We start from the raw sequence: 23,692 nt of genomic DNA, 5'->3' as shown, positions 1-23,692 counted from the left end.
CGTCACGGCACCCGCGCCGCCCGTGGGCGGCCGACGAGCAGGCCATGGAAAAAAGTTACACGACGGATACTGCGCGTGGAAGTTTTTATGTCTAGTGTGCTCGCCAACGCCCCTCAAGCACCGGGCGCATCCCTGATGCCGGTCCGCATCTCAGGAGGAAGCACGTGCTCACCCGACACCGCCGCACGACCAGGTCCCTGATAGCCGCCGGCGCCTCAGTGGCCGCGCTGGCCACGGCGACCGCATGTTCCGATACCGGCGCCTCCGCCAAAGGCGCGAACGGTCCCCTGGTGTTCGGCATCAGCGCGGACGCCACTCAACTGCTGCCCTGGACGGCCACAGCCGTTCAGTCGCAGCAGGTACTGGGGCAGGTGTACAGCTCGTTGCTGAACCAGGACTCCCATCTCGCCCCGGTGGCCGGCCTCGCCGACCTGCCCGCCGTCTCCAAGGACGGCCTGACGTATACGTTCGCCCTGAAGTCCGGTCTCACCTTCACGGACGGATCCACCCTGGACTCCACCGACGTGAAGTACAGCATCGACAAGATCCTCGACCCCGACACCAACGCCGTGGCCAGAACCTCGCTGTCCGCGGTGAAGAGCGTGAGCGCGCCCGACGCACGCCATGTCGTGATCGAACTGCGCACCCCGGACGCTTCGCTGGTCTCCGCGCTGACCGTTGTCAACACCGCGATCCTGCCCTCCGGCAAGCCGCTGGACAGCCTCAAGACCAAGCCCGTCGGCTCCGGCCCGTACGCCTTCGAGAGCCGCACGCCCAACCAGTCCATCACCCTGGTGCGCAACGCCGGTTACTACCGCGGACGCCCCGGGCTCAGCTCATTGGAGTTCCGCGTCATCCAGGACGAGAACTCCATGGTCTCGGCACTGCGCTCCGGCACCATCGACATGGCGGTCTTCGACGACTACGTCACCGCCAGGACCGCCAAGTCCGCCGACGTCACCACCCACACCGTCGACCAGCTCGACTACCACGCGCTGCAACTGCGCCCGGATTCCAGCGTCTTCAAGGACACGGATGTGCGTCTCGCCGTCCAGTGCGCGATCGACCGCGAGCAGGTGGTCAAGACCGCAGCGCTCGGACAGGGCGATGTCGCGGGCCCCATCACCTCGCCGGCCTACGCCTCCGACCCCGACGCCCGCCCCTGTCCGACCCGCGACGTGAACGCGGCCAAGAAGTACCTCGCCGACGCCGGCAAGCCGGGCGGCTTCACCTTCACCGCGATCGTGCCGCAGGGACTCTATTCGAGCGCCGCCGACGAGGCACAGAACATCCAGGCCCAGCTCGCCGGAGCCGGGATCACCATGAAGATCGAGACTCTGGACTCCAGCGCCTACGTCGACCGCTGGCTGGCCGGCGACTTCGACGCCGCCGTCGCGCTCAACGGCGCGGGCCCCGACCCGGCCACGACATACACCCGGTACTTCACCAGCGACGGAAACTTCAACAAGGTCGCCGGCTACCGCTCCGCGAACCTGGACAAGCTCTTCGCCGAGGGAATCGCGACCACCGACACCGCCGCACGCAAGGCCGCCTACCAGAAGATCTCGCGGGAGCTTGAGGACAAGGCCGTGTGGATCTGGCTCTACACCGGCCGCAGCTACATCGCCACCAACACCCGCGTACAGGGCTTCCAGCCGATCACCGACGCGAGCCTGCAGAGCCTGTGGGAGACGAAGCTCGTATGAAGTCCACGCTCCTCTTCCTCCAAGGGCATCCGGTGACGCGCCGGGTGGGAGAGGCCCTCCTCACCCTCCTGGGCGTATCCGTCCTGACCTTCGCACTGCTCCGTGTTCTGCCCGGTGACCAGGTCACCGCCTCCTACGGCATCGACGCCGGTGACCTCAGCAAGACCCAGCTCGCCCAACTGCATGCCTACTACGGGCTGGACAAGCCGCTGGCCGAACAGTTCCTGTCCTGGCTCAATGGCGTTTTCAGCGGAAACCTCGGCTTCTCCTCCAACGCGGGCCAGAGCGTAGCGGACATGACCGCGCAAGCCCTGCCCGTCACGCTGGAGCTCGCCGTCCTCTCCATCGTGCTCGCCCTGGTGATCGGCATTCCCGGCGGCATGATCGCCGCATCCAGGCCCGGCGCCCTGCGCGACAACGCGGCCCAGACGGCCAGCCTGCTCGTGCTGTCGGCGCCCGTCTTCCTCACCGGCTCCGTCCTGGCCAGCGTCCTCGCCAATTCGTTCGGCTGGAACCCCAACGGCGAGACATACGCGCGTCTGACCGAGGACCCGCTGATGAACATCCAGCAGATGCTGCTGCCCGCGCTGGTCCTCGGAGTGAGCATCGCCTCACCGATCATGCAGACGACGAGGACGGCGATCCTCGACATCCGGGGTGAGGACTACATCAGAACCGCCCGGGCCAAGGGAGTTCCCGAACGTGCCCTCCAGGTGCGGCACGTGCTGCGCAACGCCCTGATCCCCATCGTCACCATCAGCGGTCTGCAGTTCGGGTTCCTGCTCGGCGGAGCCGTCGTGGTGGAGCAGATCTTCTCCCTGCCGGGAATCGGGCGCCAGGTGCTGCTCGGCATGGAGCAGAAGGAGTATTCCGTGGTCCAAAGCACTGTACTGGTCATCGCGGTGCTGTTCGTCCTGGTCAACCTGCTGACCGACCTCGTCTACCGCATGGTCGACCCGAGGGTGTGGTCGCGATGAGCACCGTCGTGGAACCTCCTTACACCCCTTCCGCACCGGCCCGCCGGGAATCCGCGCTGCGCGCGCTCCTGCGGAACAGGTCCGGGCTGATCGGCACCGTTCTCACCGTGCTCGTGATCGCCACCGCTGTCGCGGGATCCGTGGGCGCGCTGCCGTACGACCCTGACACGCAGGACGTCGCCGCCGCGCTGCAGTCTCCGAGCGGTGCCCACTGGTTCGGCACCGACCAGTTCGGCCGCGACGTCTTCTCCCGCGTCGCCTCCGGCCTCGGCAGCTCCCTCCTCGTGGCCGGCGTCTCCGTCGCCCTCTCCGGAAGCCTCGGCGTCGTTCTCGGCATCCTCGCCGGCTATTACGGAGGGCTGCTGGACCGGGTGATCGGTGTGCTGACCAATGTCCTGTTCGCGTTCCCGTCGCTGCTGCTGGCCCTCACCCTGGCCTCGACCCTGGACCGCAGCTGGCGGACGGTCGCCCTCGCCATCGCCGTGGTGTACCTGCCGATCTTCGTACGCGTCGCGCGAGGCCCCGTGCTGACGCTGCGCAGCGCGGACTACGTCACCGCGGCCAACGCCATCGGCCAGCGGCGGCTGGCCACCCTGTTCACACACGTTCTGCCCAACATGCGCGGCATCGTCCTCGTCCAGGTCACCCTCACCCTGTCCTGGGCCGTCCTGACCGAAGCCTCGCTCAGTTTCCTCGGGTTCGGCACTCCGCCGCCCGCGGCGTCGCTCGGCGTGATGGTCTATGACGCACGCACTCTCTCCAGCATCGCGCCCTGGCTGCTGGCCGGGCCCGGTATCGCGCTCATCGTGTTCGTCATCGGCCTCAACATGTTCGGCGCCGGCCTGCGTGATGTCGTCGACCCGCGCGCGGGGGGCCGCCGATGACCCCCGCCACGCCACCGTCCGTCCCGCTGGACACGCTGGTGACCGAGCGCATGGACGGCATCGGCCCCATGCTCGACGCGCTGCCCACCGCCGACCTCGTACACCTGATGAACGACGGTGACGCCGCCGTCGCCGCCGCGGTACGACAGCAGGCGTCCGCGATCGCCGCGGTCGTCGATGCCCTGGCCGCCCGCATGGCGAGCGGGGGCCGCCTCGTCTACGCCGGGGCCGGCACATCCGGTCGGCTCGGCGTCCTCGACGCTTCGGAGATCCCCCCGACCTTCGGCGCCCCGCCGGGACGGGTCGTCGGTCTGATCGCCGGCGGTACGCGGGCCCTCACGGATGCGGTCGAAGCCGCCGAGGACGATCCGGAGCTGGGCCGGTCCGACATCGAAGCTCTCGGCGCCGGAGCGCTGGACACCGTGGTGGGCATCGCCTCCAGCGGGCGCACGCCCTACGTACTGGGCGCGGTCCGGCGGGCCGCCGAACTCGGCTGCCTCACCGTGGGCCTGTCATGCAACGCCGACGCCCCGCTGTCCGCGGCGGTCGACCTCCCGCTGGAGGTGGTCGTGGGCGAGGAGATCGTGCGCGGCTCGACCCGGCTGCGCGCCGGCACGGCCACCAAGATGGTGCTGAACATGCTGTCCACGCTGGCCATGGTGCGTCTGGGCAAGACGTACGGCAGCCTCATGGTCGACGTCCAGGCGACCAACGACAAGCTCCGTCACCGAGCTGTCCGCATCGTCACCACAGCCACCGGCACCGATGAAAGCAGCGCCCGTCGGGTGCTGGAGGCAGCCGGCTGGCATGCCAAGACCGCCGTCGCCATGATCGCCCTGGACAGCGACGCGGACACCGCACGCGCAGCGCTCGCGGCTGCCTCCGACCGGCTCGGCATCGTCCTGGAGGGGCGCTGATGCGCGTACTCGGCATGATTTCCGGCACCTCGCACGACGGCATCGATGTCGCCGTCGTCGACTTCACCCAGGACGCCGCGACCCTGCGCGGCCGGATCGCCCACCACGGTTCGCTGCCCTACCCCCCGCAGCTGCGGGCCGGCCTCGTCGCCGCGCTGCCCCCACGGCACATCACCGCCGCCGACGTCTGCGCGCTGGACACCCGCATCGGACAGGCTTTCGCGCAGGCCGCGCTCGCCGCACTCGCCGAGGCGCCCGCCGACGCGGTCTGCAGCCACGGACAGACCCTCTACCACTGGGTGGAGGACACCTCCGCCCGCGGCACACTGCAACTGGGCCAGCCGGCCTGGATCGCGGAGGCGACCGGTCTGCCCGTCGTTTCCGGCCTGCGCAGCGCCGACATCGCCGCCGGAGGCCAGGGTGCCCCTCTGGTACCGCTGCTCGACCGGATGCTGCTGGAGCCGACCGTGGAGCGCGGTCAGCGGGCCGGCGCCCTCAACCTCGGCGGTATCGCCAACATCACCGTCATGGCGCCCGAGACCGAGCCCGTGGCCTGGGACATCGGACCGGCCAACGCGCTGATCGACGCCGTGGTCGCCGCCGATCCGGACAGCGTCGACGACTTCGACCGCGACGGCCGGCTCGCCGCGTCCGGAACCGTCGACGAGGAACTGCTCGACCACCTGCTCACCGAGCCCTACTACACGCTCACCCCGCCCAAGAGCTCCGGCAAGGAGCTCTTCGACTCCCTGTACGTCGAGAAGGCGTTGCTGTGCACCGACCGCCGGCCCCCGCTGAACGACCTGGTGGCCACGGTGACGGCGCTCACCGCGGAGATCGTCGCGCAGGCCGTGCGAGACGCGAAGCTGGACGTCCTGTACGCCTCCGGCGGCGGCGTGCGCAACCCGACGCTCATGCGGGCGATCACGGACCGTCTGCCGGGCCTCGCGGTACGGACGACCGACGTGCTCGGCGTGCCCTCCGACGCCAAGGAGGCCATCGCCTTCGCGCTGCTGGGCTGGAGCACGCTGCACGGCCTGCCCGGAAGTGTCGCCGCCTGCACCGGCGCCTCGCACGAGCGGGTACTCGGTCAGATCACCCCCGGCACGGGGCCGTTGGTCCTGCCCGGCATACCGCCGGTGCGTCCCCTGCGGCTCGTTGTCAGCGGAGGGACGGCATGAGTCCCGACCTGACCACGGCCGCGCGGGAGGTCCTGGACACCGGCGGCCCCGGACAGCGGCCGGCCGGGGTGTGCCTGGGCGTGGCCACCCCCGCGACCGGCACCGTACTGGCCGCCGCGGGGTACGCGATGCGTCCGGACGGCGCGACGCCCGGCGACCCCATGGCCACCCGGATGCTGTTCGACCTCGCCTCGGTGACCAAGGTGGCGGCCACCACCGCTGTGGCCATGCGGCTGACGGCGGCCGGACGACTCGATCTCGACGCCCCGGTCAGTCCCCACCTGACCGGTTTCCGCGGCGGGGACAAGGACCGGGTCACCGCCGCCGACCTGCTCGCCCACCGGGCCGGTCTGATCCCCTGGTGGCCGCTGTACTGCCAGACCACCGACCGGGAGACGGCGCTGGACCTGGCCGAGCGTCTTCCGCTGCAAGCTCCGCCCGGACACCGCCGCACATACTCCGACGTGGGCTTCCAACTGCTCGGCCGCATCGTGGAACGGATCACCGGTACCGGCCTGGCCACGGCCTTTCAGCAGTGGGTCGCCCAGCCTCTCGGCCTGACCCGCACCCGGTACGGGCCCGTCGATCCGGCGGCTGCCGCGGTGTCCGCCGACGATGACCGGATCGAGTCGTCGATGGTGCGGACGGGCGAACCGTACCCGGTGCCGTTCACCACGGCGGATTTCGCCGGCTGGCGTACCACGGCGGTGCGCGGAACGGCCGCCGACGGCAACGCGGCCCACGCGCTGGCCGGAGTCAGCGGACACGCCGGGCTCTTCGCCCCGCTGGACGAACTGCTCGGGCTGGGAGCGGCCCTCGTCCATGACGAAGCCTTCGTTCCGGCGGCTGTCCGATCCCGGTTCACCGCCGCGGCCGACTCGCGGGACCTGGAACAGGGCCTCGGTTTCCGCCGGTTCGAACTGGCCACCCCGAACGGGCCGGTCCCCATGGTGGGCCACGGCGGTTTCACCGGAACCCATCTCGCGGCGGCCACCGACCGCCCGCTGGTCATGGCCGTCGCCGCCACCCGCCTGCACGGAACTCGCGGCGCCAGGGCCGATCTGGTGCCTGTGGACGTGCTCGCGCACCGCGGCCACCTCGGCATCGTGCGAAGCCTCACCCAGGCGGACGCCTTCCCCTCCGCCCGACCCGGCCGGCCGCTTACGGCCCGTACCCCCGGTTCTGGCACCCCCACGCACGTTCAGGAGTCACCATGACCGCATCCAACGCGGCCGCGGCCGGCCCGGCGGCCGGCAATTCCCACGCCGAATCCAAACTGTGCATTCGCGACCTGAGTGTGGTCTTCCGGACGGCCGGCGGCGACCTCACCGCCGTGGACCGGGTCGACCTGGACCTGGCAGCGGGAGAAACGGTCGCCGTGGTCGGGGCGTCGGGATCAGGCAAGTCAACGCTGGCAGCCTGCGTCAACCGACTGCTGGCGGACAACGGGCGGATCACCAGCGGCTCGGTCCGTCTCGATGACCTCGACATCACCGCAGCCACCGAAAAGACCATGCGCCAGATACGCGGGGCACGAGTCGGCATGGTGCCGCAGGATCCCATGACGAACCTCAATCCGGTCGCCACGATCGGGTCCCAGATCGTCGAGGCGTTGCAGGTCCACGGCCGGGCCCAGGGCGAACAGGCACGCAAGGAAGCGATCGCGCTGCTCGAACGAGCCGGCATCACCGACGCCGATTCCCGTTTCAAGCAGTACCCGCACGAATTCTCCGGAGGCATGCGCCAGCGCGTCCTGATCGCCATGGCCCTGGCCTGCCGCCCCGGCGTCCTGATCGCGGATGAACCCACCTCCGCGCTCGACGTCACGGTACAGCGCCTGGTGCTCGATCAGATGGCCGAACTCACCCGCGACCTGGGCACTTCCGTGCTGCTCATCACCCACGACCTCGCCCTCGCCGCCGAACGGGCCGACCGCGTGGTGGTGATGCACAACGGCCGTGTCGTCGAAACCGGCCCTTCCCGCACGGTCATCGACGATCCCCAGGACGCGTACACGCGCCGGCTGCTCGCGGCGGCCCCCGGCATGGCACGGGCCAAGGTCACGCCGGTGACGGAGGACGCCGCGCGCGGCGGACCCACGCCGTTGCTGGAGCTGCGCGGCGTCTCCAAGGACTACCGGCTGCGCGGCCGCCGTGAGCCGCTGCGAGCCGTCGACGGCGTCAGCTTGAGCGTGCTGCCGGGCCGCACCGTCTCCATCGTCGGCGAGTCCGGATCCGGCAAATCCACCACGGCACGCATCGCGCTGCGTCTGGAGGACTGCGACAGCGGCGAGGCGCACTTCGACAACTCCGACATCACCAGGCTGAAAGGCCGGCGTCTGCTGCCGTTCCGCAAGGCCGTCCAGCCCGTCTTCCAGAACCCGTACGCCTCCCTCGACCCGCGCCACACCATCGCCCGGATCGTCGCCGAGCCGCTGCGCGTTCACGGCATCGGCGGCAGTCGCACCGACCACCGGGCCACCGTGGTCGAACTGCTGGACCAGGTCGCGCTGCCCGCGTCCTGCGCCGACCGGTACCCGCACGAACTGTCGGGCGGCCAGCGGCAGCGAGTGGCCATCGCCCGCGCCCTTGCTCTCAAGCCACGGCTGATCGTGATGGACGAAGCCGTGTCAGCGCTGGACGTACTGGTCCAGGAGCAGATCCTCGACCTCATGGTCGAGCTCCAGCGCGAGCTGGGCCTGGGCTACCTGTTCATCAGCCACGATCTCGACGTGGTGCGGCTGGTCTCCCACCACGTCCTGGTGATGCGCAAGGGACGCGTGGTCGAACAAGGCACCCCGGAGGCCATCTTCGGTCATCCGGCCGATCCCTACACCCGGGAACTCATCGACGCGATCCCTGGAAAGGGTGTGCACAAGTGACCACGCGCCCCACGCCCGCACCTCGCGTTCTCGTTGTGCGCAACGCCGAACGCAGCGGCCCCGGACGTCTGAGCCCGTGGCTGCGGGATGAGGGCCTGACTCCGGTGGAGATCGACGGTGCCGACGCCCCGGACACACCCGACGGATACGACGCCGTGGTGCTGCTCGGTGGAGGGTTCCTGCCTGACGACGACGCCCGCCACCCCTGGCTGCCGCGCGAGCGCCGACTCGCCCGGCGCACGGTGGACAGCGGAGTCCCTCTGCTCGGCATCTGCCTGGGGGCCCAGCTGCTGGCGTCCGCCCACGGCGGCACCGTCGACGGCGACCACGGAACACCCGAACGGGGATCCTGTCCCATCACGCTGCGCCCCGCGGCCCTCGACGACCGGCTCCTGCACAACGTGCCCGACTTCTTCCACGCGATACAGAACCATCGGGACCAGATCACCGCGCTTCCACCCGGGGCCGTTCATCTCGCACAGAGCGCACAGTGCCCGGTGCAGGCCTTCCGGCTGGGCGAGCGGGCCTGGGGCGTGCAGTTCCACCCGGAGGTCGGCGCCGAACGGCTCACCCAGTGGGACGAAGCCGCACTCGCCGATGACGGACTCGACCTGCGGGCCCTGCGCGCCCGCGCCGAGCAGACGGAACCGGAGTCCGCCCGCACAGCCCGGCAACTGGTGGCGAACTTCGCCGCCGTCGTACGCGACCGTGCCGCCATCCCTCCGGTGGTCTTCGACGGTCACAACGACCTGCCGTGGGCCTATCGCGTCCACCGCGACTCTTCCGTCGTGGACTTCACCGGATCAGTCCCGGAGTTCCATACGGACCTGCCGCGGCTGCGTGCCGGCGGAGTGGGCGGCCAGTTCTGGGCCGTCTACGTTGACTGCAAGGACCCCGACCCCGTACGGAGCACACTCCAGCAGATCGACTTGGTGCACCGCCTGGTAGCCCGTCACCCTGAGGACCTGCGACTGGCCTGGAACGCCACAGAAGCCAGGCAGGCCATCGAAGACGGACGCATCGCCTCACTGCTCGGCGCGGAAGGCGGGCATTCCATCGGCGACGACCTCGCCGTACTGCGATCCTTCGCGCGGCTCGGCGTGCGCTATCTCACCCTGACCCACAACGACAACACGTCGTGGGCCGACTCGGCCACGGACACCCCCCGAAACAACGGCTTGTCCGACCGGGGACGACAGATCGTCCGGGAGATGCAACGCCTCGGCATGCTGGTCGACCTCTCTCATGTCTCCGTGGCCACCATGAACGACGCCCTCGACATCGCCGAAGCACCGGTGATCTTCAGTCACTCGTCGTGCGCTGCCGTCAACCCCCATCCGCGCAACGTGCCCGACGACGTGCTCGCCCGTGCCGCAGCCGGAGGCGGAGTCATCATGCTGACCTTCGTGCCGTCGTTCGTGTCCGGCGAGCACTGGGCCTGGTCGAAGCTGCCCCGGGAGGAACGCGACCGCACAGAACGGCCACTGGTGACGGTCGCCCAGGTGGCCGATCACATCGACCACGCACGCGAGGTGGCGGGCATCGCCCACGTCGGACTCGGCGGCGACTACGACGGCACCCCGGCCCTGCCACCAGAACTCGCCGACGTGTCCCGCTATCCGGCCCTGTTCGACGAACTCGCCGCACGCGGCTGGTCCCCCGCCGAACTACGTGCCCTCGCCTCGGACAACATCCTGCGTGTACTGGCCGACACCGACGACGCCTTCGCCGTGAACCGCTGAGCCAAGTGGTGTCCCTCCCCTCGGCGCCCGCGGCCGGGAACTTCCGCGTCAGGCAAGGGCGTTGATAGGCGACGCGGGGGCGAGGGGAGTCAGACGATGGCGCAGGGGCATGAGCGGGATCCTTGGCGGCTGCTGCTGGTCGAGGACGACCGTGAACTGGTCACCATGCTCTTCGAGGTACTGCGGGACGAGGGGTATGCGGTAGACGTCGCGACCGACGGCCAGCGGGGCCTGCATCTCGGCCTCACGCGGCAGTACGACGTGCTCGTCGTCGACCGCCGCCTGCCGGCACTGGACGGCCTCGACCTGCTGGGACGGCTGAGGTCCCGTGCGGTGCGCACTCCGGTGCTGGTGCTGACCGCGATGGGCGCCGTGCACGACCGGGTCGACGGGCTGGACGCCGGTGCCGACGACTACCTGGTCAAGCCGTTCGAACTCGACGAGCTGAGTGCCCGGTTAAGGGCGTTGTGCCGAAGAGCGCTCGACGTCACCGACGTCCTGAGGATCGGCTCGGGCCACCTGTACGTCGGCCACCGGGAGGTCGAACTGGCCGACGGCGAGCGGATCGCCCTCGCCGCGCGGGAGTTCGCGCTGCTGCGCGAGGTCGTCACGCACCACGGCGGCACGGTCGTCGCCGTCGGCCGCCCGGGACGCGGCGCCCGGTTCACCATCCGGCTCCCGGAGTGCGCTCCCGCCCCGCCCGCCCCGGCCCAGGCGCGTCCGGTCAGGGCAGGTCGTACGTGACCAGCAGGCGTGCCGCGGCGCGCACGTCGGCGTCCAGCGGGCGGTCCGGCTCGACCGGAGGGATCGCGTCGACGAGCGCGTCCAGGAGTCTGCCGCACCGGGGCGCGGTGGGGCGGCGGGCTCCGACGTGGACGGCCTGGCGCAGGCCGAGTGCCAGCGACCCGCACAGCAGGCCGAGCAGCTCCGCCATGTCGTAGGAGCGCAGGGCCGCCTGGGTGCCGAACGGGACGACATCCTGGTTGTGCAGGTTCGTCGGCAGGCTCTGCATGGCGGCCGGTGCCGCGGCGCGGCGGATCTCCGCCACGAACGCGGTGGTGGCCAGTTGCACGCCCTGCAGGCCGTGCTGGGCGCCCGGCGTGGTGGCGAGCATCGGCGGCAGGCCTCCGTTGCGCGCCGGGTCCACCAGGAGGTCGAGCTGGCGTTCGGCGAGGTTGCCCAACTGGGCGGTGACGGAGGCGAGCAGGTCGGCGGCGAAGGCGGCGGGCTGCCCGAAGAAGTTTCCGCCGTGCACCACCTTCCCCGGCTTCCCCGGCATCCCCTCCTCGTCGTCGGGGAAGAACAGCGGATTGTCGCTGACGCCGCCGAGGTCCGCGGCGACCACACCGTCGACGTAGCGCAGCGCGTCCTCCGCCGCGCCGAGCAGTTGCGGGGAGCAGCGGATGCTGTACGGCTCCTGCAGCGGCCGGGTGGCCGAGGGCGTGGTGCCGGCGAGCGTCCGCCGCATGCGCGCGCCGGCGTCGGTCGCGCCGGCGTGGCCGTAGGCGCGCAGCAGGTCCGCGTCGAGGAAGCCGGCGTCACAGCCGAGGAGGTCGGCCAGCAGGCAGGTGAGCGCGGTGAGCGAGCGGTGGGCGGCGCGCACGGCGTCGCGGGCCAGAGCCAGGGCCGCGGAGGTGACGGAGGTGCCGTTGACCAGAGCGAGCGCGTCGCGGCCGTCCAGCACGAGCGGGCTCAGTCCGGCGGCCGTCAGGGCGTCGGCGGCCGGGATGCGGCGGCCGTCCAGGTAGGCGTGCCCCCGGCCGCGCAGCGCCTGGGTGGCGTAGGCGAGCGGGATCAGGTCGCCGCTCGCGCCGACGGAGCCGTAGCGGGGAACGGCGGGCGAGAACGTGGTGGCGAACATCGCGGCGAGCCGGTCGACGACCTCGGTGGACACGCCGGAGACGCCCTGGGCGAGGGACCAGGTGCGCAGCAGCAGAGCGGCACGCGTGATCTCCTGCGCCAGGTCGGGGCCCTGGCCCGCGCCGAGATGGGCCAGGGTGTTGTCGCACTGGTCGGCCTCGTCCGCGCGGCCGGCGTACCCCACGAGTGCGCCGAAGCCGGTGGTGGCGCCGTAGATCCGGCGCTCCTCGCCTCCGTCGCCGTGCCGCAGTGCGTTGAAGAGGTGCCGGCCCCGGTCGACGCGCACGCGGACCTGGTCGTCCACGGTGACGGTGAGCGGGGCCGCCGCGCGGCGCAGGGCGGCGGAGTCCAGAGGACCAGTGAGCGATACGGTGTCCGTCGTGGTGAGCACCCCCGGAAACGTAGGCGGGCAATCTCAGAGCTCTCTGAAATCCGGTGGACGGCGGGACTTTCGAAACACGCCCTGGGGGCCATGGCGTACGTCCCCCTGATCACCCCCGGCTGCGAGCCGCCGCTTGTCGGGCTTTCCGGCCGGCGTGAGCGGCACCTCCTCGATGAGGGTGAGCCGGGTCGGCGCACACGCCCGGCCCAGGTTCGCCGCCACCAGCGCGCGCAGTGCGCCGAGGTCCGGGGCGTGACCGGCGGCGGGCACGACGAAGGCGTGGGCGCTCTCCCCGGTGTCGTCGTCGGGTACGGCGACGACATACGCCTCGGCCACCGCGGGGTCGGTGGCGAGCAGCCGCTCTATGGGTCCGGCGTAGTACAGGTTGGCGTTGACGATGATCACGTCGCGGGTTCGTCCCGTGAGCCACAGCCGGCCCCCGGCGTCGAGGTGGCCGAGGTCGCGGGTGCGCACCCAGCCGTCGGTGAACACCTCGGCGGTGAGGGCGGGTTCCCGCCAGTAGCCGGTGCTCTGCGACGGGGTCCGGACGTAGAGCTCGCCGTCGGCGCCGGGCGGGACGGGGCGGCCGGAGGGGTCCCGGACCTCCAGGTCGACGGGCGGCACGCCCAGCGAGCCGGGCTCGTCCGCGGGGGTGGCCATGGAGATCGTGCCGGTCTCGGTCTGGCCGTACCCGTGGAAGACGACCGGTCCGAGCACGTCGGCGGCCTCGCGCAGCCGCCCCGGCTCCATCGGGGACCCGGACACCATCAGCGCGCGCAGTCCGCTGAGGTCCACGGGTGAATCGCGCTGACTCGCCACGAGTTTCGCCAGACGGGCCACGGTGATCACGCCGGCGGTCGCCCGGTGCCGCACGAGGGCGTCGGGGAAGGCCGGCGGGTCGGCGGTGACGAGGGTGCCGCCGGCGGCGAGTGTGAGCAGCCCGTACTCCATCATCACCTGACTCGCCAGGGTCCCGAACACCAGGAACCTGTCCAGGCGGGCGGCGAGTTCACGGATGGCGGGCGGCCAGTCGTCCGGCCGGAGCGTCCAGGCCGCGGTCATCGCCGCGTAGGTCTGGGTGCAGGCCTTGGGGACGCCGGTGCTGCCGCTGGTGTGGATGAGCCGGGCGATGTCCTGCGGCCGTGCCGTGACCCGGGGCGGGGCGCCGTCGTCTGCCGCCGAGAGCAGGTCGTCGAGTGCGAGGCGCTCCGCGGGCCGCCGGTCGTCTGCGGGCGCGTTGCGGCTGGTCGCTCGCCCACCGGTCGCTCCCCCGCTCCCGGCTGGGGGCGCTGCCCGGCCGTCGGCCCGTTCGGTGACCCGGAAGGCGACGTCCGCCAGGAGGTGGTTCTGCTGACGCTCCGTCAGGCCCGGTCGTACGCCGACGACGCGGGCGCCGACGACATGGGCGGCGGTGATTGCGGCGAACGCCTCGGGGCTCACGCCGAGCAGGACGGCCACGCCGTCCCCGGGTCCGACGCCGTGCTTCCGCAGACCGTTCGCCGCACGCCGTACCGACGCCAGGAGCCCGGCCCCGGAGACCACCCGGTCGGCGTGCTCGAACACCGGGCGGTCGCCCGCCGCGTCGAGGAGGTCCAGTACGCCGCCGGGGAACAGCTCAGCCAAGACAGGCCTTCACGAACGCGGTGAGCGGCTGCTGGTGCACCTGAGGGATGTCCCACTCGTTCTCCAGGTTCTCCGCCAGGTGATGGGTGCCGGCGAGGACGCCGTCGCGGTAGTGGCGTACGACGGGGTGGAGGTAGGTGGAGTCCATGGAGTGCTCGACATCGTTCTCCGTCACGCGCGGGACGGTGACGTCGAACGGGTCGACGTGGTCGTGCGCGGGCCCGTACTCCAGGTCGACGACGAACCGGTGCGCGGCGGGGCCGAGACCGCCGTCGGTGACGTGGTCGAGCGGGACCTCCTCCTGGTAGAGGACCTGGTCGCCGTCGACCGCGACCACGTCGCCGAGGACCCCGAACTGCTGCCACAGGCCGGACGAGCGGTTGACGCGGGCGACGATGGCGTCGGCGATCGCCTCCGGTTCCGCGGTGAGCGGCTGGGCGGGCCAGGGTGTGTCGTGGTACCGGGAGGCGAGGATGCGGTACAGGGCGCGTACTCCGTAGCGGAAGCCGTGGATGAAGCCGCTGGTGGACTTCTTGAAGTCCCGCTGCTGGGTCAGTGTGCCGGCGAAGTAGAGGTCCGGGACGTTCACCGACTCGTAGGCGGGGGTCTGCTCGGGGAACCGGTCGTCGATGACGAGCGCGGGGCGGCAGGTCTCGTCGAAGACCCCCGCGTCGAAGCGGAAGCCGGTGCACGCGATGATCCGGTCGTAGTGGAGTTCGCGGAGCCGTTCCGTGGTCCGGGCGTAGCGGAACACCACCCGGAAACCGCCGTCGGCGCACTTCTCGATGGTCTCCACGGTGCCGTCCAGAACGGCGTTCTGCGACTTGAGCTGGTAGGTGTCCAGGAAGTTGTTGTTCACCGCCCGCAGATGCCCGACGAAGTGGGTCTTCCAGGCCATCTTGAGCGAGTGCGGGCCTGCGACGTGGATGACCGCGGCCTTCTCCATGAGGGCGTCGGCGGTCTCGAACGCGGAATTGCCCTTGCCGACGATCAGCACCCGCCGGCCCGTGAAGGACGCCGGGTCGGTGTCGAACTCGTCGTAGCGTTCGGCGAGTTCGATGCCGGGAATGGGCGGCACGTTGAGCCGGGAGACGCCGGTCGCCACGACGAGCCGCCGGGCCCGCCAGGTCCGTCCGGTGTGGTCGAGGACGGTGAAGGCATCGTCCGTCCGGGAGACCTGGACGACCTCCGTGCCGTACTCGACGCGGACGCCGGTGCGGTCGGCGAAGTCGGCCAGATAGCGGACCAGGTCGTCCGCGCGGGGGAAGTAGCGCTCGCTGTACCGGGTGAACAGCAGCTCCGGGTCGTCGCTGAGCAGCGAGTTCCAGTCCATCCGCAGCCGCAGCTCCGGATCCTCGTACCCGGTGTTCACCTTGTTGATCGAGATCAGCTGGCGGTGTCTGGGGAATGTGGTGAAGAAGGTTCCTGGCCCGTCCCCCCGCTCCAGGACGGCGTAGTCGCGTCCGTCGCGTTCCAGTTGAGCAGCGAGCTGAAGTCCGGCCGGTCCGGCCCCGATGATCAGGTAATCGCGTGCCATGGGCCGGACGCTAGCGGCGCGACATCAGAAGGCTCTGAGATTGGGGTGGGCCTACGCCGCCGCGGCCTCCGTCACATCGCCGGGCTCGAACTGTGTCCGGTACAGCTCCGCGTACCGTCCGCCCGTCGCCAGCAGTTGTTCGTGTGTGCCGCGCTCCACGATGCGGCCGGCCTCGACGACCAGGATCAGGTCCGCGGCGCGCACGGTCGACAGCCGGTGGGCGATGACGACGGCGGTCCGTCCCTCAAGGGCCTCCGCCAGTGCCTCCTGGACGGCGGCCTCGGAGGTGTTGTCCAGGTGGGCGGTGGCCTCGTCGAGGATGACGACGCGCTGGCGGGCCAGGAGCAGCCGGGCGATGGTCATGCGCTGGCGTTCTCCGCCGGAGAGGCGGTAGCCGCGTTCGCCGACGACCGTGTCGAGGCCGTCGGGCAGGGACCGTACGAGGTCGGCCAGGCGGGCGCGGCGCAGGGCGTCCCACAGGTCGTCCTCGGTCGCGGCGGGGGCGGCGAGGAGCAGGTTGGCGCGGACGGTGTCGTGGAAGAGGTGGCCGTCCTGCGTGACCATGCCGAGGGCGGAGCGCAGGGAGTCGGCGCTCAGGTCACGGACGTCGACGCCGCCGATGCGGACGGCTCCCTCGTCGACGTCGTACAGGCGCGGCAGCAGTTGGGCGATGGTGGACTTTCCGGCGCCGGAGGAGCCGACGAGGGCGACGGTCTGGCCGGGTTCGGCGCGGAAGGAGATGCCGTGCAGGACCTCGTCGCCGCCGCGGGTGTCGAGTGCGGCGACCTCTTCCAGGGAGGCCAGGGAGACCTTGTCTGCGGAGGGATAGCCGAAGCGGACGTCCTCGAAGGCGACGGAGACCGGGCCGTCGGGCACCTGTCGCGCGTCCGGTTTCTCCTCGATCAGCGGCTTCAGGTCGAGGACTTCGAAGACCCGCTCGAAGCTGACCAGGGCGCTCATCACCTCGACCCGGGCGCCGGCGAGGGCGGTCAGCGGCGCGTAGAGGCGGGTCAGCAGCAGCGCCAGCGCGACCACGGCACCGGGCTCCAGCGTGCCGCGCAGGGCGAACCAGCCGCCGAGGCCGTAGACGAGGGCGAGCGCGAGGGCCGACACCAGGGTGAGGGCGGTGATGAACGCAGACTGGGCCGTGGCGGTCCGTACGCCGATGTCCCGGACCCGGCGGGCGCGGGCCGCGAACTCCTCGGACTCCTCCTCCGGGCGGCCGAAGAGCTTGACGAGGGTGGCGCCCGGCGCCGAGAACCGCTCGGTCATCCGGGTGCCCATCGCCGCGTTGAGCGCCGCCGCCTCCCGCTGCATACGGGCCATGCGGCTGCCCATCCGCCGCGCGGGGACGACGAACACCGGCAGCAGGACGAGCGAGAGCAGCGTGATCTGCCAGGAGAGGGTGAGCATGACGGCGAGGGTGAGCACGAGGGTGACGAGGTTGCTGACCACGCCGGACAGGGTGTTGCTGAACGCCCGCTGCGCACCGATCACATCGTTGTTGAGACGGCTGACGAGCGCTCCCGTACGAGTGCGGGTGAAGAACGCGACCGGCATGCGCTGCACATGATCGAACACAGCCGTCCGCAGATCCAGGATGAGCCCCTCCCCGAGCGTCGCCGACAACCGCCTGCCGAGGATGCCGAATGCCGCCTCGACGACCGCGATCAGCGCGATGAGAAGCGCAAGGCGTACGACGGTCGTCTCGTCGCCGCCCGTCACGATCGCGTCCACGACGCCGCCGGCCAGGACGGGTGTGGCGACGGCCAGCAGGGCCGTCACCACCCCGAGCACCACGAAGCGCGCTATCCGCGCCCGGTGCGGGCGGGCGAACGCGCCGATCCGGCGCAGCGTCGCGCGGGCGAGGGGACGGCGCTCCTGGGCGCTCATGACACTCTGCAGCTGTGTCCAGGCCGTGATCTCGATACTCATGAGAGGGACCGTAGAACCTCAACCATCCTTGAGGTCAACGCCGTATCGGCACCGTCCGCGCGCAGGACGGATGTGATGCCGTGCCCGGCGTGTCAGCCGCCGTCTCCACGCCCGCAACCTGCAGTTGACCTGACGTGGAAAACCTCTCCCGCTGTGATGGTCGTGCGTCGCCCCCGAGGCCTCGGGCGCCTCCCGTACCGGCAGATCCTGATGCTGGTCCCGCTCGCGCTCGTGCTGTGGGCCGCCGTGCGCCACTGGTCCGTGCTCGTGGAGGGTTTCGGACATCTGCGCCGCGCCGAGTGGCCGTGGCTGCCGGCCGCGGGCGCGGCCACCTGCGGCACCTGGGTCGCGGCGTCCGCCGCCCGGCAGGGCGCGCTCGTCGAGCGGCTGCCGGTACGGCGGCTGCCGGCCACGCAGTTCGCGGCGGGCACCGCCAACCACCTGCTGCCGACCGGCCTCGGGGCCGGCGCGGTCAGTCTGCGGTTCATGGCGGTGTGCGGCGTTCCGCCGGCCCGCTCCTCCGCCGCGCCCGCCCGCTGTCTGCCGCCGGAGTCGATCGCCCGTGTGGGCCTGCTGACGGCCCTGCTGATCGCCTTCCCGCACGCGCTGCAGATCGGCTCGCTCCTGCCGGACGGCGCGTTGGGGCCGCTCCTGATCGGCAGCGGCGTGGTGGCCGCCGTGGCGCTGCCGGTCCTGCTGCCCGTACGGAAGCTGCGCGCCATCGTCCTCACCTGTGGGGCGGCTCGCTCGCCTTCCCCTCCCTACCGGCAGCCGGACTGGTCGCGGTGGGGCTGGCGTTGGGGCTGCCGGTGCCGCCCGCTGCCCCGGTCGTCGCCGGTGACGCTCGACACAATGGACGACGCCTCCACCGCACTCACCGTCGTACCCGCCCTCGCCACGCTGTGGTGGTGCGCCGCCCGGCGTTCGTACGGAACGCCCACCACAGCGGCGTACGGCGAGGACACCGGGAACAGGGGGAACCGGCCGGGGAAGCGGCTGAGCTGTGCGATCCGGCCGTCGGACCAGATACGAACTCCAGTGCCCGGTACGGCAGGATGAGCGGTCGCGCCGGACATCGAAGGGCCGTCCGGCGCGAGGCGCACATCACGGAAGCGAGCAGGTGAAACACGTGACGAGACTTCACATCCGGCCGTCGGCGAGGAACGTCCCCGCGGATCTTCGCACCGGAGGTGACCGGTGAATCGCGACCTCACCACGCACGACCTGATCGTCGCCGGCATCGCGATGGCCGCGGGTCTGCTGGCGGCGTTCCTGCTGCGCATGCTGCTGCGCTGGCTGGGCGGGCACGCGGACCGCACCCGCTGGACCGGCGACGAGGTCATCGTCTCCGCACTGCGCACTGTGGTGCCGTGGTCGTCGGTGGTGGGCGGCGCGGCGGTCGCGGCGACGGCGCTGCCGCTGACCAGGACGGTTCATCACAACGTCAACCAGGGTCTGACCGTCCTGCTCATCCTGGTCGTGACGGTCGCGGCGGCCCGGTTGGTCGCCGGACTGATCCGGACCGTCACCCAGGCCCGCTCCGGAGTCGCCGGATCGGCGACGATCTTCGTCAACATCACCCGGGTCGTGGTCCTGGCGATCGGCTGCCTGGTGGTGTTGCAGACGCTGGGCATCTCCATAGCACCGCTGCTCACCGCCCTCGGTGTGGGTGGTCTGGCGGTCGCCCTGGCCCTCCAGGACACGCTCGCCAACCTCTTCGCGGGCATCCACATCCTCGCCTCGAAGACCGTCCAGCCCGGCGACTACATCCGCCTGGCCAGCGGCGAGGAGGGCTATGTCGAGGACATCAACTGGCGGCAGACGACGGTCCGCGCCCTCTCCAACAACCTGATCGTCATCCCCAACGGCGAACTCGCGAAGACGAACATGACCAACTTCATGCGTCCCGAGCAGCAGTTGACGATCCTGGTCCAGGTGGGAGTCGCCTACGACAGCGACCTGGACCACGTCGAGCGGGTCACCTGCGAGGTCGTCACCGAGGTGATGACCGAGATCGAGGGCGCCGTCCCCGAACACGAGCCGCTGGTCCGCTTCCACACCTTCGGCGACTCCCGTATCGGCTTCACCGTCATCCTCGGCGTCGGCGAGTTCAGCGACCAGTTCCGGATCAAGCACGAGTTCATCAAGCAGCTGCACAAGCGGTACCGCGCGGAGGGCATCCGCATTCCGGCGCCCGCGCGGACGGTGGCGTTGCAGCGGGGTTCCGTGGCGATTCCGCAGCAGCGCAGCCCCGAGGACACGGGGACCGGGATCGCGCCGGACGACATCCCCGCCGCCCGGCTCGACTGAGTGCCGAGGTTCGGGTGGACGGGGTCGCCTGAGACCTCCGGGCCGCGGCGGCCCGGCAGCCCGGGCCGGCCACCCGGCCGCCCGGCCGCCCGGCCGCCCGGCCGCCCGAGCCGAAGCGGACCATGGGATGTGGCGGTCACCACGCACGACCACACGATTCGGACGCGCTGGATCTCCCGGCAGACGCACGGGATCCGCGAAACCGTGCGAGGACCCCTGTCGAGCCCGGGTCGATCACGAGATATCTTGATGTCGAGCAATGTTGCAGACGTGGAGCGGAGCACCCGGTGACTGACTCGACCATCATCTATACGCACACTGACGAGGCCCCTGCCCTGGCAACGTATTCCTTCCTGCCGGTGGTCCAGGCGTACGCCTCGCAGGCGGGTGTCGCCGTGGAGACCCGGGACATCTCGCTGGCCGGCCGCATCATGGCGGTGTTCCCGGAGTACCTCACCGAGGACCAGCGCATCCCGGACGCCCTGCACGAGCTGGGCGAGCTGGCCAAGACGCCCGAGGCCAACATCATCAAACTGCCGAACATCTCGGCGTCCATCCCGCAGCTCAAGGCCGCGGTCGCCGAGCTGCAGGCCCAGGGCTACGCGCTGCCGGCCTACCCGGACGACCCGAAGACCGACGAGGAGCGGGAGATCCAGGCCCGCTACGACAAGGTCAAGGGCTCCGCGGTGAACCCGGTCCTGCGTGAGGGCAACTCCGACCGCCGTGCCCCCGCCTCGGTGAAGAACTACGCCAAGAACCACCCGCACCGCATGGGCGCCTGGAGTTCCGAGTCCAAGACCAACGTGGCCACGATGGGCGTGGACGACTTCTGCTCCACCGAGAAGTCCGCCGTGATCTCCGAGGCGGGCTCGCTCCGGATCGAGCTCAAGGGCGACGACGGCTCCACCACCGTCCTGCGCGAGTCGGTGCCCGTCCTGGAGGGCGAGGTCGTCGACGCCTCCGTGATGCGCGTCGCCGCGCTGCGCGAGTTCCTGACGGCACAGGTCGCCAAGGCCAAGGCCGAGGGCGTGCTGTTCTCCGTGCACCTCAAGGCCACGATGATGAAGGTCTCCGACCCGATCGTCTTCGGCCATGTGGTACGCGCCTTCTTCCCGAAGACCTTCGCGCAGTACGGCGAGACGTTCGCCGCGGCCGGCCTGACCCCGAACGACGGTCTGGGCGGCATCCTCAAGGGCATCGAGTCGCTCCCCGAGGCCGCCGAGATCAAGGCCTCCTTCGACGCCGAGCTGGTCGAGGGCCCGGCGCTGGCGATGGTCGACTCCGACAAGGGCATCACCAACCTGCACGTGCCGTCCGACGTGATCGTGGACGCCTCCATGCCGGCCATGATCCGCACCTCCGGTCACATGTGGGGCCCGGACGGCCAGGAGGCCGACACGCTCGCGGTGCTGCCGGACTCGTCGTACGCCGGTGTCTACCAGGCCGTGCTCGACGACTGCCGCGCCAACGGCGCCTACGACCCGTCGACCATGGGCACGGTCCCGAACGTCGGTCTGATGGCGCAGAAGGCCGAGGAGTACGGCAGCCACGACAAGACCTTCGAGATCCAGACCACGGGTACGGTCCGGCTGGTCGACCAGAACGGCAACGCCGTCCTGGAGCAGACCGTCTCCGCCGGTGACATCTTCCGCGCCTGCCAGACCAAGGACGCGCCGATCAAGGACTGGGTGAAGCTGGCCGTCACCCGCGCCCGCGCCACCGGCGACCCGGCGGTGTTCTGGCTCGACGAAACCCGCGCCCACGACGCGCAGCTGATCGCCAAGGTCAACGCGTACCTGCCGGAGCACGACACCGAGGGCCTGGACATCCGCGTCCTGGCTCCGGTCGAGGCCACCAAGCTGTCGGTGGAGCGCATCCGCCGGGGCGAGAACACCATCTCGGTGACCGGCAACGTGCTGCGTGACTACCTCACCGACCTGTTCCCGATCCTGGAGCTGGGCACCAGCGCCAAGATGCTGTCGGTCGTCCCGCTGATGGCGGGCGGCGGCCTGTTCGAGACGGGCGCCGGCGGTTCGGCGCCCAAGCACGTCCAGCAGCTGGTCAAGGAGAACTACCTGCGCTGGGACTCGCTCGGCGAGTTCTTCGCGCTGGTTCCGGCCCTGGAGCAGTACGCGACGACCACCGGCAACCCGCGCGCGAAGGTCCTCGCCGACACCCTGGACCGCGCCACGGCGACCTTCCTCAACGAGGACAAGTCCCCGACCCGTCGTGTCGGCGGCATCGACAACCGCGGCAGCCACTTCTACCTGTCCCTGTACTGGGCGCAGGAGCTGGCCCAGCAGACCGACGACGCCGACCTGGCGAAGGCCTTCGCGCCGCTCGCCGAGACGCTCACCACGAACGAGCAGCAGATCGTCGACGAGCTGAACGCCGTCCAGGGCTCCCCCGCCGAGATCGGCGGCTACTACCAGCCCGACCCGGCCAAGGCCGCCGCGGTCATGCGCCCGTCCGCCACATGGAACGAGGCGCTCGCGTCGCTGAGCTGACGCCAAGGGGCGTTCGGGTCCGCTTGTGTGTTCCGCCCCGGCCGGGGTCGCCCGGCCGGGGCGGGGCCATGTCTCATCGCCGGGCGGTGCGGGGGTGCTCGGGGGCGGGTTGCGCAGCCCGGCGCCGACGGGGTGCCGCCTGCGCCCACCCGTGCCGCCTCGGGCGGCACGCATGCCCGCAGCTTGGCCGGGCCTGCCCGCAGCTGAGCTGAATCTGCCCGCGGCCTGCCGGGTGGGCGACGGCCTCGTGGCACCACTGCCCACAGCTTCACCGCCGCCCGCAGCCTGACGGCCTTGCCCGGGAGCCGCCCGATGCCCCACCCCTCGCCGCCCCCTTTCGAACTACTCCCCGGCGCCGCCGGCTCCTGCGTGATCCTCCATGTACCGCACGGAGCGCGGGACATGCCGTCCGATGTGCGCTGCGGCATCGTGCTGGACGACGAGGCGCTGGAGCGGGAGCTGGACCACATCACCGATGCGCATACGCGGGAACTCGCCGACGTGGCTGCCGAGTTGGCCGCGGTCACTCCCTGGCGGTTCGTCAACCGGCTCTCCCGGCTGGTCGTCGACCCGGAGCGGTTTCCGGACGGGCGGGAGGAGATGCTCGCCGTGGGGATGGGCGCGGTGTACACGCGGACGGCGCACCGGGATGTGCTGCGGCCCGCGGACACGGACCCCGAGCCGCTGCTCGACCGGTACTTCCGGCCGTATGCGAAGGCCATGACGGACGCGGTGGCTCAGCGGCTGGCCGTGACCGGCCGGGCCGTGATCGTCGACGTGCACTCCTATCCGAGCACCGCGCTGCCGTATGAGCTGCACGGTGCGGGCCCACGGCCGCCGGTCTGCCTGGGCACCGACGCCTTCCACACGCCGCCCGAGCTGGTGGCCGCCGCGCGGGAGGCCTTCGGGGAGACGGGGCTCGACAGCCCGTTCAGCGGTACGTATGTGCCGCTGGAGTTCTACCGGACCGAGCCGCGGGTGAGCGCCCTGATGGTGGAGATCCGCCGGGACACGTACATGACGGAGCCGGGCGGGCCCGCCGGTACCGGGCTGTCCCGGCTCGCCTCGGCGCTGGCGCGGCTGGTCGACGCCGTGCCGCACTGACCCGACCGCGCTGATCCGACCGCACTGACCCGACCGCGCTGATCCGACCGCACTGACCCGACCGCGCTGATCCGACCGCGCTGATCCGACCGCGCTGATCCGACACGGCACGGAGACGAACGCACGGAAGACGAGCGCGCCCCGCG

The 23,692-nt window shown here is 71.0% G+C and carries 16 protein-coding genes and 2 pseudogenes; 14 read left to right on the top strand and 4 right to left on the bottom strand.

Annotated features, from left to right (window positions below; all coding sequences use genetic code 11):
- The first annotated feature begins 164 nt into the window (after positions 1 to 164).
- From GFH49_RS30635 to GFH49_RS30595, 10 genes and pseudogenes are all read left to right on the top strand, one after another.
- Complete coding sequence (locus tag GFH49_RS30635) at positions 165 to 1,706, top strand: ABC transporter substrate-binding protein (RefSeq protein ID WP_155059311.1); 1,542 nt, start codon at positions 165 to 167, stop codon at positions 1,704 to 1,706.
- Positions 1,703 to 2,683 (top strand): ABC transporter permease, encoded by a 981-nt coding sequence (locus tag GFH49_RS30630; protein ID WP_155059310.1) that lies wholly within the window; start codon positions 1,703 to 1,705, stop codon positions 2,681 to 2,683. The genes GFH49_RS30635 and GFH49_RS30630 overlap by 4 nt, the downstream gene beginning before the upstream one ends.
- Positions 2,680 to 3,567, top strand: coding sequence for an ABC transporter permease (locus GFH49_RS30625; RefSeq protein ID WP_155059309.1), 888 nt, complete (start codon positions 2,680 to 2,682; stop codon positions 3,565 to 3,567). Before GFH49_RS30630 ends, GFH49_RS30625 begins: the two co-directional genes overlap by 4 nt.
- Entirely contained in the window at positions 3,564 to 4,484 is a 921-nt protein-coding gene (gene murQ, locus GFH49_RS30620; protein ID WP_155059308.1) for an N-acetylmuramic acid 6-phosphate etherase, read from the top strand. Before GFH49_RS30625 ends, murQ begins: the two co-directional genes overlap by 4 nt.
- Complete coding sequence (locus GFH49_RS30615) at positions 4,484 to 5,665, top strand: anhydro-N-acetylmuramic acid kinase (protein WP_155059307.1); 1,182 nt, start codon at positions 4,484 to 4,486, stop codon at positions 5,663 to 5,665. The genes murQ and GFH49_RS30615 overlap by 1 nt, the downstream gene beginning before the upstream one ends.
- Positions 5,662 to 6,882: a serine hydrolase domain-containing protein gene (locus GFH49_RS30610; RefSeq protein WP_155059306.1), complete on the top strand. Its 1,221-nt coding sequence runs from the start codon at positions 5,662 to 5,664 to the stop codon at positions 6,880 to 6,882. Before GFH49_RS30615 ends, GFH49_RS30610 begins: the two co-directional genes overlap by 4 nt.
- Positions 6,879 to 8,546 carry an ABC transporter ATP-binding protein gene (locus GFH49_RS30605; RefSeq protein WP_155059305.1) on the top strand — a complete coding sequence of 556 codons (1,668 nt, stop codon included), beginning with the start codon at positions 6,879 to 6,881 and terminating at the stop codon, positions 8,544 to 8,546. Before GFH49_RS30610 ends, GFH49_RS30605 begins: the two co-directional genes overlap by 4 nt.
- A pseudogene (locus tag GFH49_RS40590) lies at positions 8,543 to 9,094 on the top strand (type 1 glutamine amidotransferase); the annotation flags it as partial. The gene GFH49_RS30605 and the pseudogene GFH49_RS40590, both read left to right, overlap by 4 nt.
- Before the next feature lie 129 nt (positions 9,095 to 9,223).
- On the top strand, positions 9,224 to 10,288 hold the full coding sequence (locus GFH49_RS40585) for a dipeptidase (protein ID WP_230396593.1): 1,065 nt from the start codon (positions 9,224 to 9,226) through the stop codon (positions 10,286 to 10,288).
- A gap of 96 nt (positions 10,289 to 10,384) precedes the next feature.
- Positions 10,385 to 11,032 (top strand): ATP-binding response regulator, encoded by a 648-nt coding sequence (locus GFH49_RS30595; protein ID WP_155059303.1) that lies wholly within the window; start codon positions 10,385 to 10,387, stop codon positions 11,030 to 11,032.
- Here GFH49_RS30595 and GFH49_RS30590 read toward each other — a convergent pair.
- The 4 genes from GFH49_RS30590 to GFH49_RS30575 are packed head-to-tail and all read right to left on the bottom strand — an operon-like array spanning position 11,013 to position 17,619.
- On the bottom strand, positions 11,013 to 12,539 hold the full coding sequence (locus tag GFH49_RS30590) for an aromatic amino acid ammonia-lyase (protein ID WP_155059302.1): 1,527 nt from the start codon (positions 12,537 to 12,539) through the stop codon (positions 11,013 to 11,015). The genes GFH49_RS30595 and GFH49_RS30590 overlap by 20 nt on opposite strands.
- Before the next feature lie 24 nt (positions 12,540 to 12,563).
- Positions 12,564 to 14,153 carry a class I adenylate-forming enzyme family protein gene (locus GFH49_RS30585; protein ID WP_155059301.1) on the bottom strand — a complete coding sequence of 530 codons (1,590 nt, stop codon included), beginning with the start codon at positions 14,151 to 14,153 and terminating at the stop codon, positions 12,564 to 12,566.
- Positions 14,146 to 15,690 carry an NAD(P)-binding domain-containing protein gene (locus tag GFH49_RS30580; RefSeq protein WP_155059300.1) on the bottom strand — a complete coding sequence of 515 codons (1,545 nt, stop codon included), beginning with the start codon at positions 15,688 to 15,690 and terminating at the stop codon, positions 14,146 to 14,148. Before GFH49_RS30580 ends, GFH49_RS30585 begins: the two co-directional genes overlap by 8 nt.
- Positions 15,691 to 15,741: 51 nt before the next feature.
- Positions 15,742 to 17,619, bottom strand: a complete 1,878-nt coding sequence (locus GFH49_RS30575) for an ABC transporter ATP-binding protein (RefSeq protein WP_155059331.1) — start codon at positions 17,617 to 17,619, stop codon at positions 15,742 to 15,744.
- Between the two features lie 216 nt (positions 17,620 to 17,835).
- Here GFH49_RS30575 and GFH49_RS30570 point away from each other — a divergent pair.
- From GFH49_RS30570 to GFH49_RS30555, 4 genes and pseudogenes are all read left to right on the top strand, one after another.
- A pseudogene (locus GFH49_RS30570) lies at positions 17,836 to 18,461 on the top strand (TIGR00374 family protein); the annotation flags it as partial.
- Between the two features lie 361 nt (positions 18,462 to 18,822).
- Positions 18,823 to 19,935, top strand: a complete 1,113-nt coding sequence (locus GFH49_RS30565; protein WP_196218171.1) for a mechanosensitive ion channel family protein — start codon at positions 18,823 to 18,825, stop codon at positions 19,933 to 19,935.
- Between the two features lie 287 nt (positions 19,936 to 20,222).
- Positions 20,223 to 22,442, top strand: coding sequence for an NADP-dependent isocitrate dehydrogenase (locus GFH49_RS30560; RefSeq protein WP_155059299.1), 2,220 nt, complete (start codon positions 20,223 to 20,225; stop codon positions 22,440 to 22,442).
- A gap of 312 nt (positions 22,443 to 22,754) precedes the next feature.
- Positions 22,755 to 23,546 (top strand): N-formylglutamate amidohydrolase, encoded by a 792-nt coding sequence (locus GFH49_RS30555; protein WP_155059298.1) that lies wholly within the window; start codon positions 22,755 to 22,757, stop codon positions 23,544 to 23,546.
- Positions 23,547 to 23,692 lie beyond the last annotated feature (146 nt).

It is taken from the genome of Streptomyces blattellae (assembly GCF_009709555.1).
GTDB lineage: Bacteria > Actinomycetota > Actinomycetes > Streptomycetales > Streptomycetaceae > Streptomyces > Streptomyces blattellae.
Note: the sequence above shows the minus strand (reverse complement) of the source record. Positions and strands in the feature narration are given on the sequence as shown.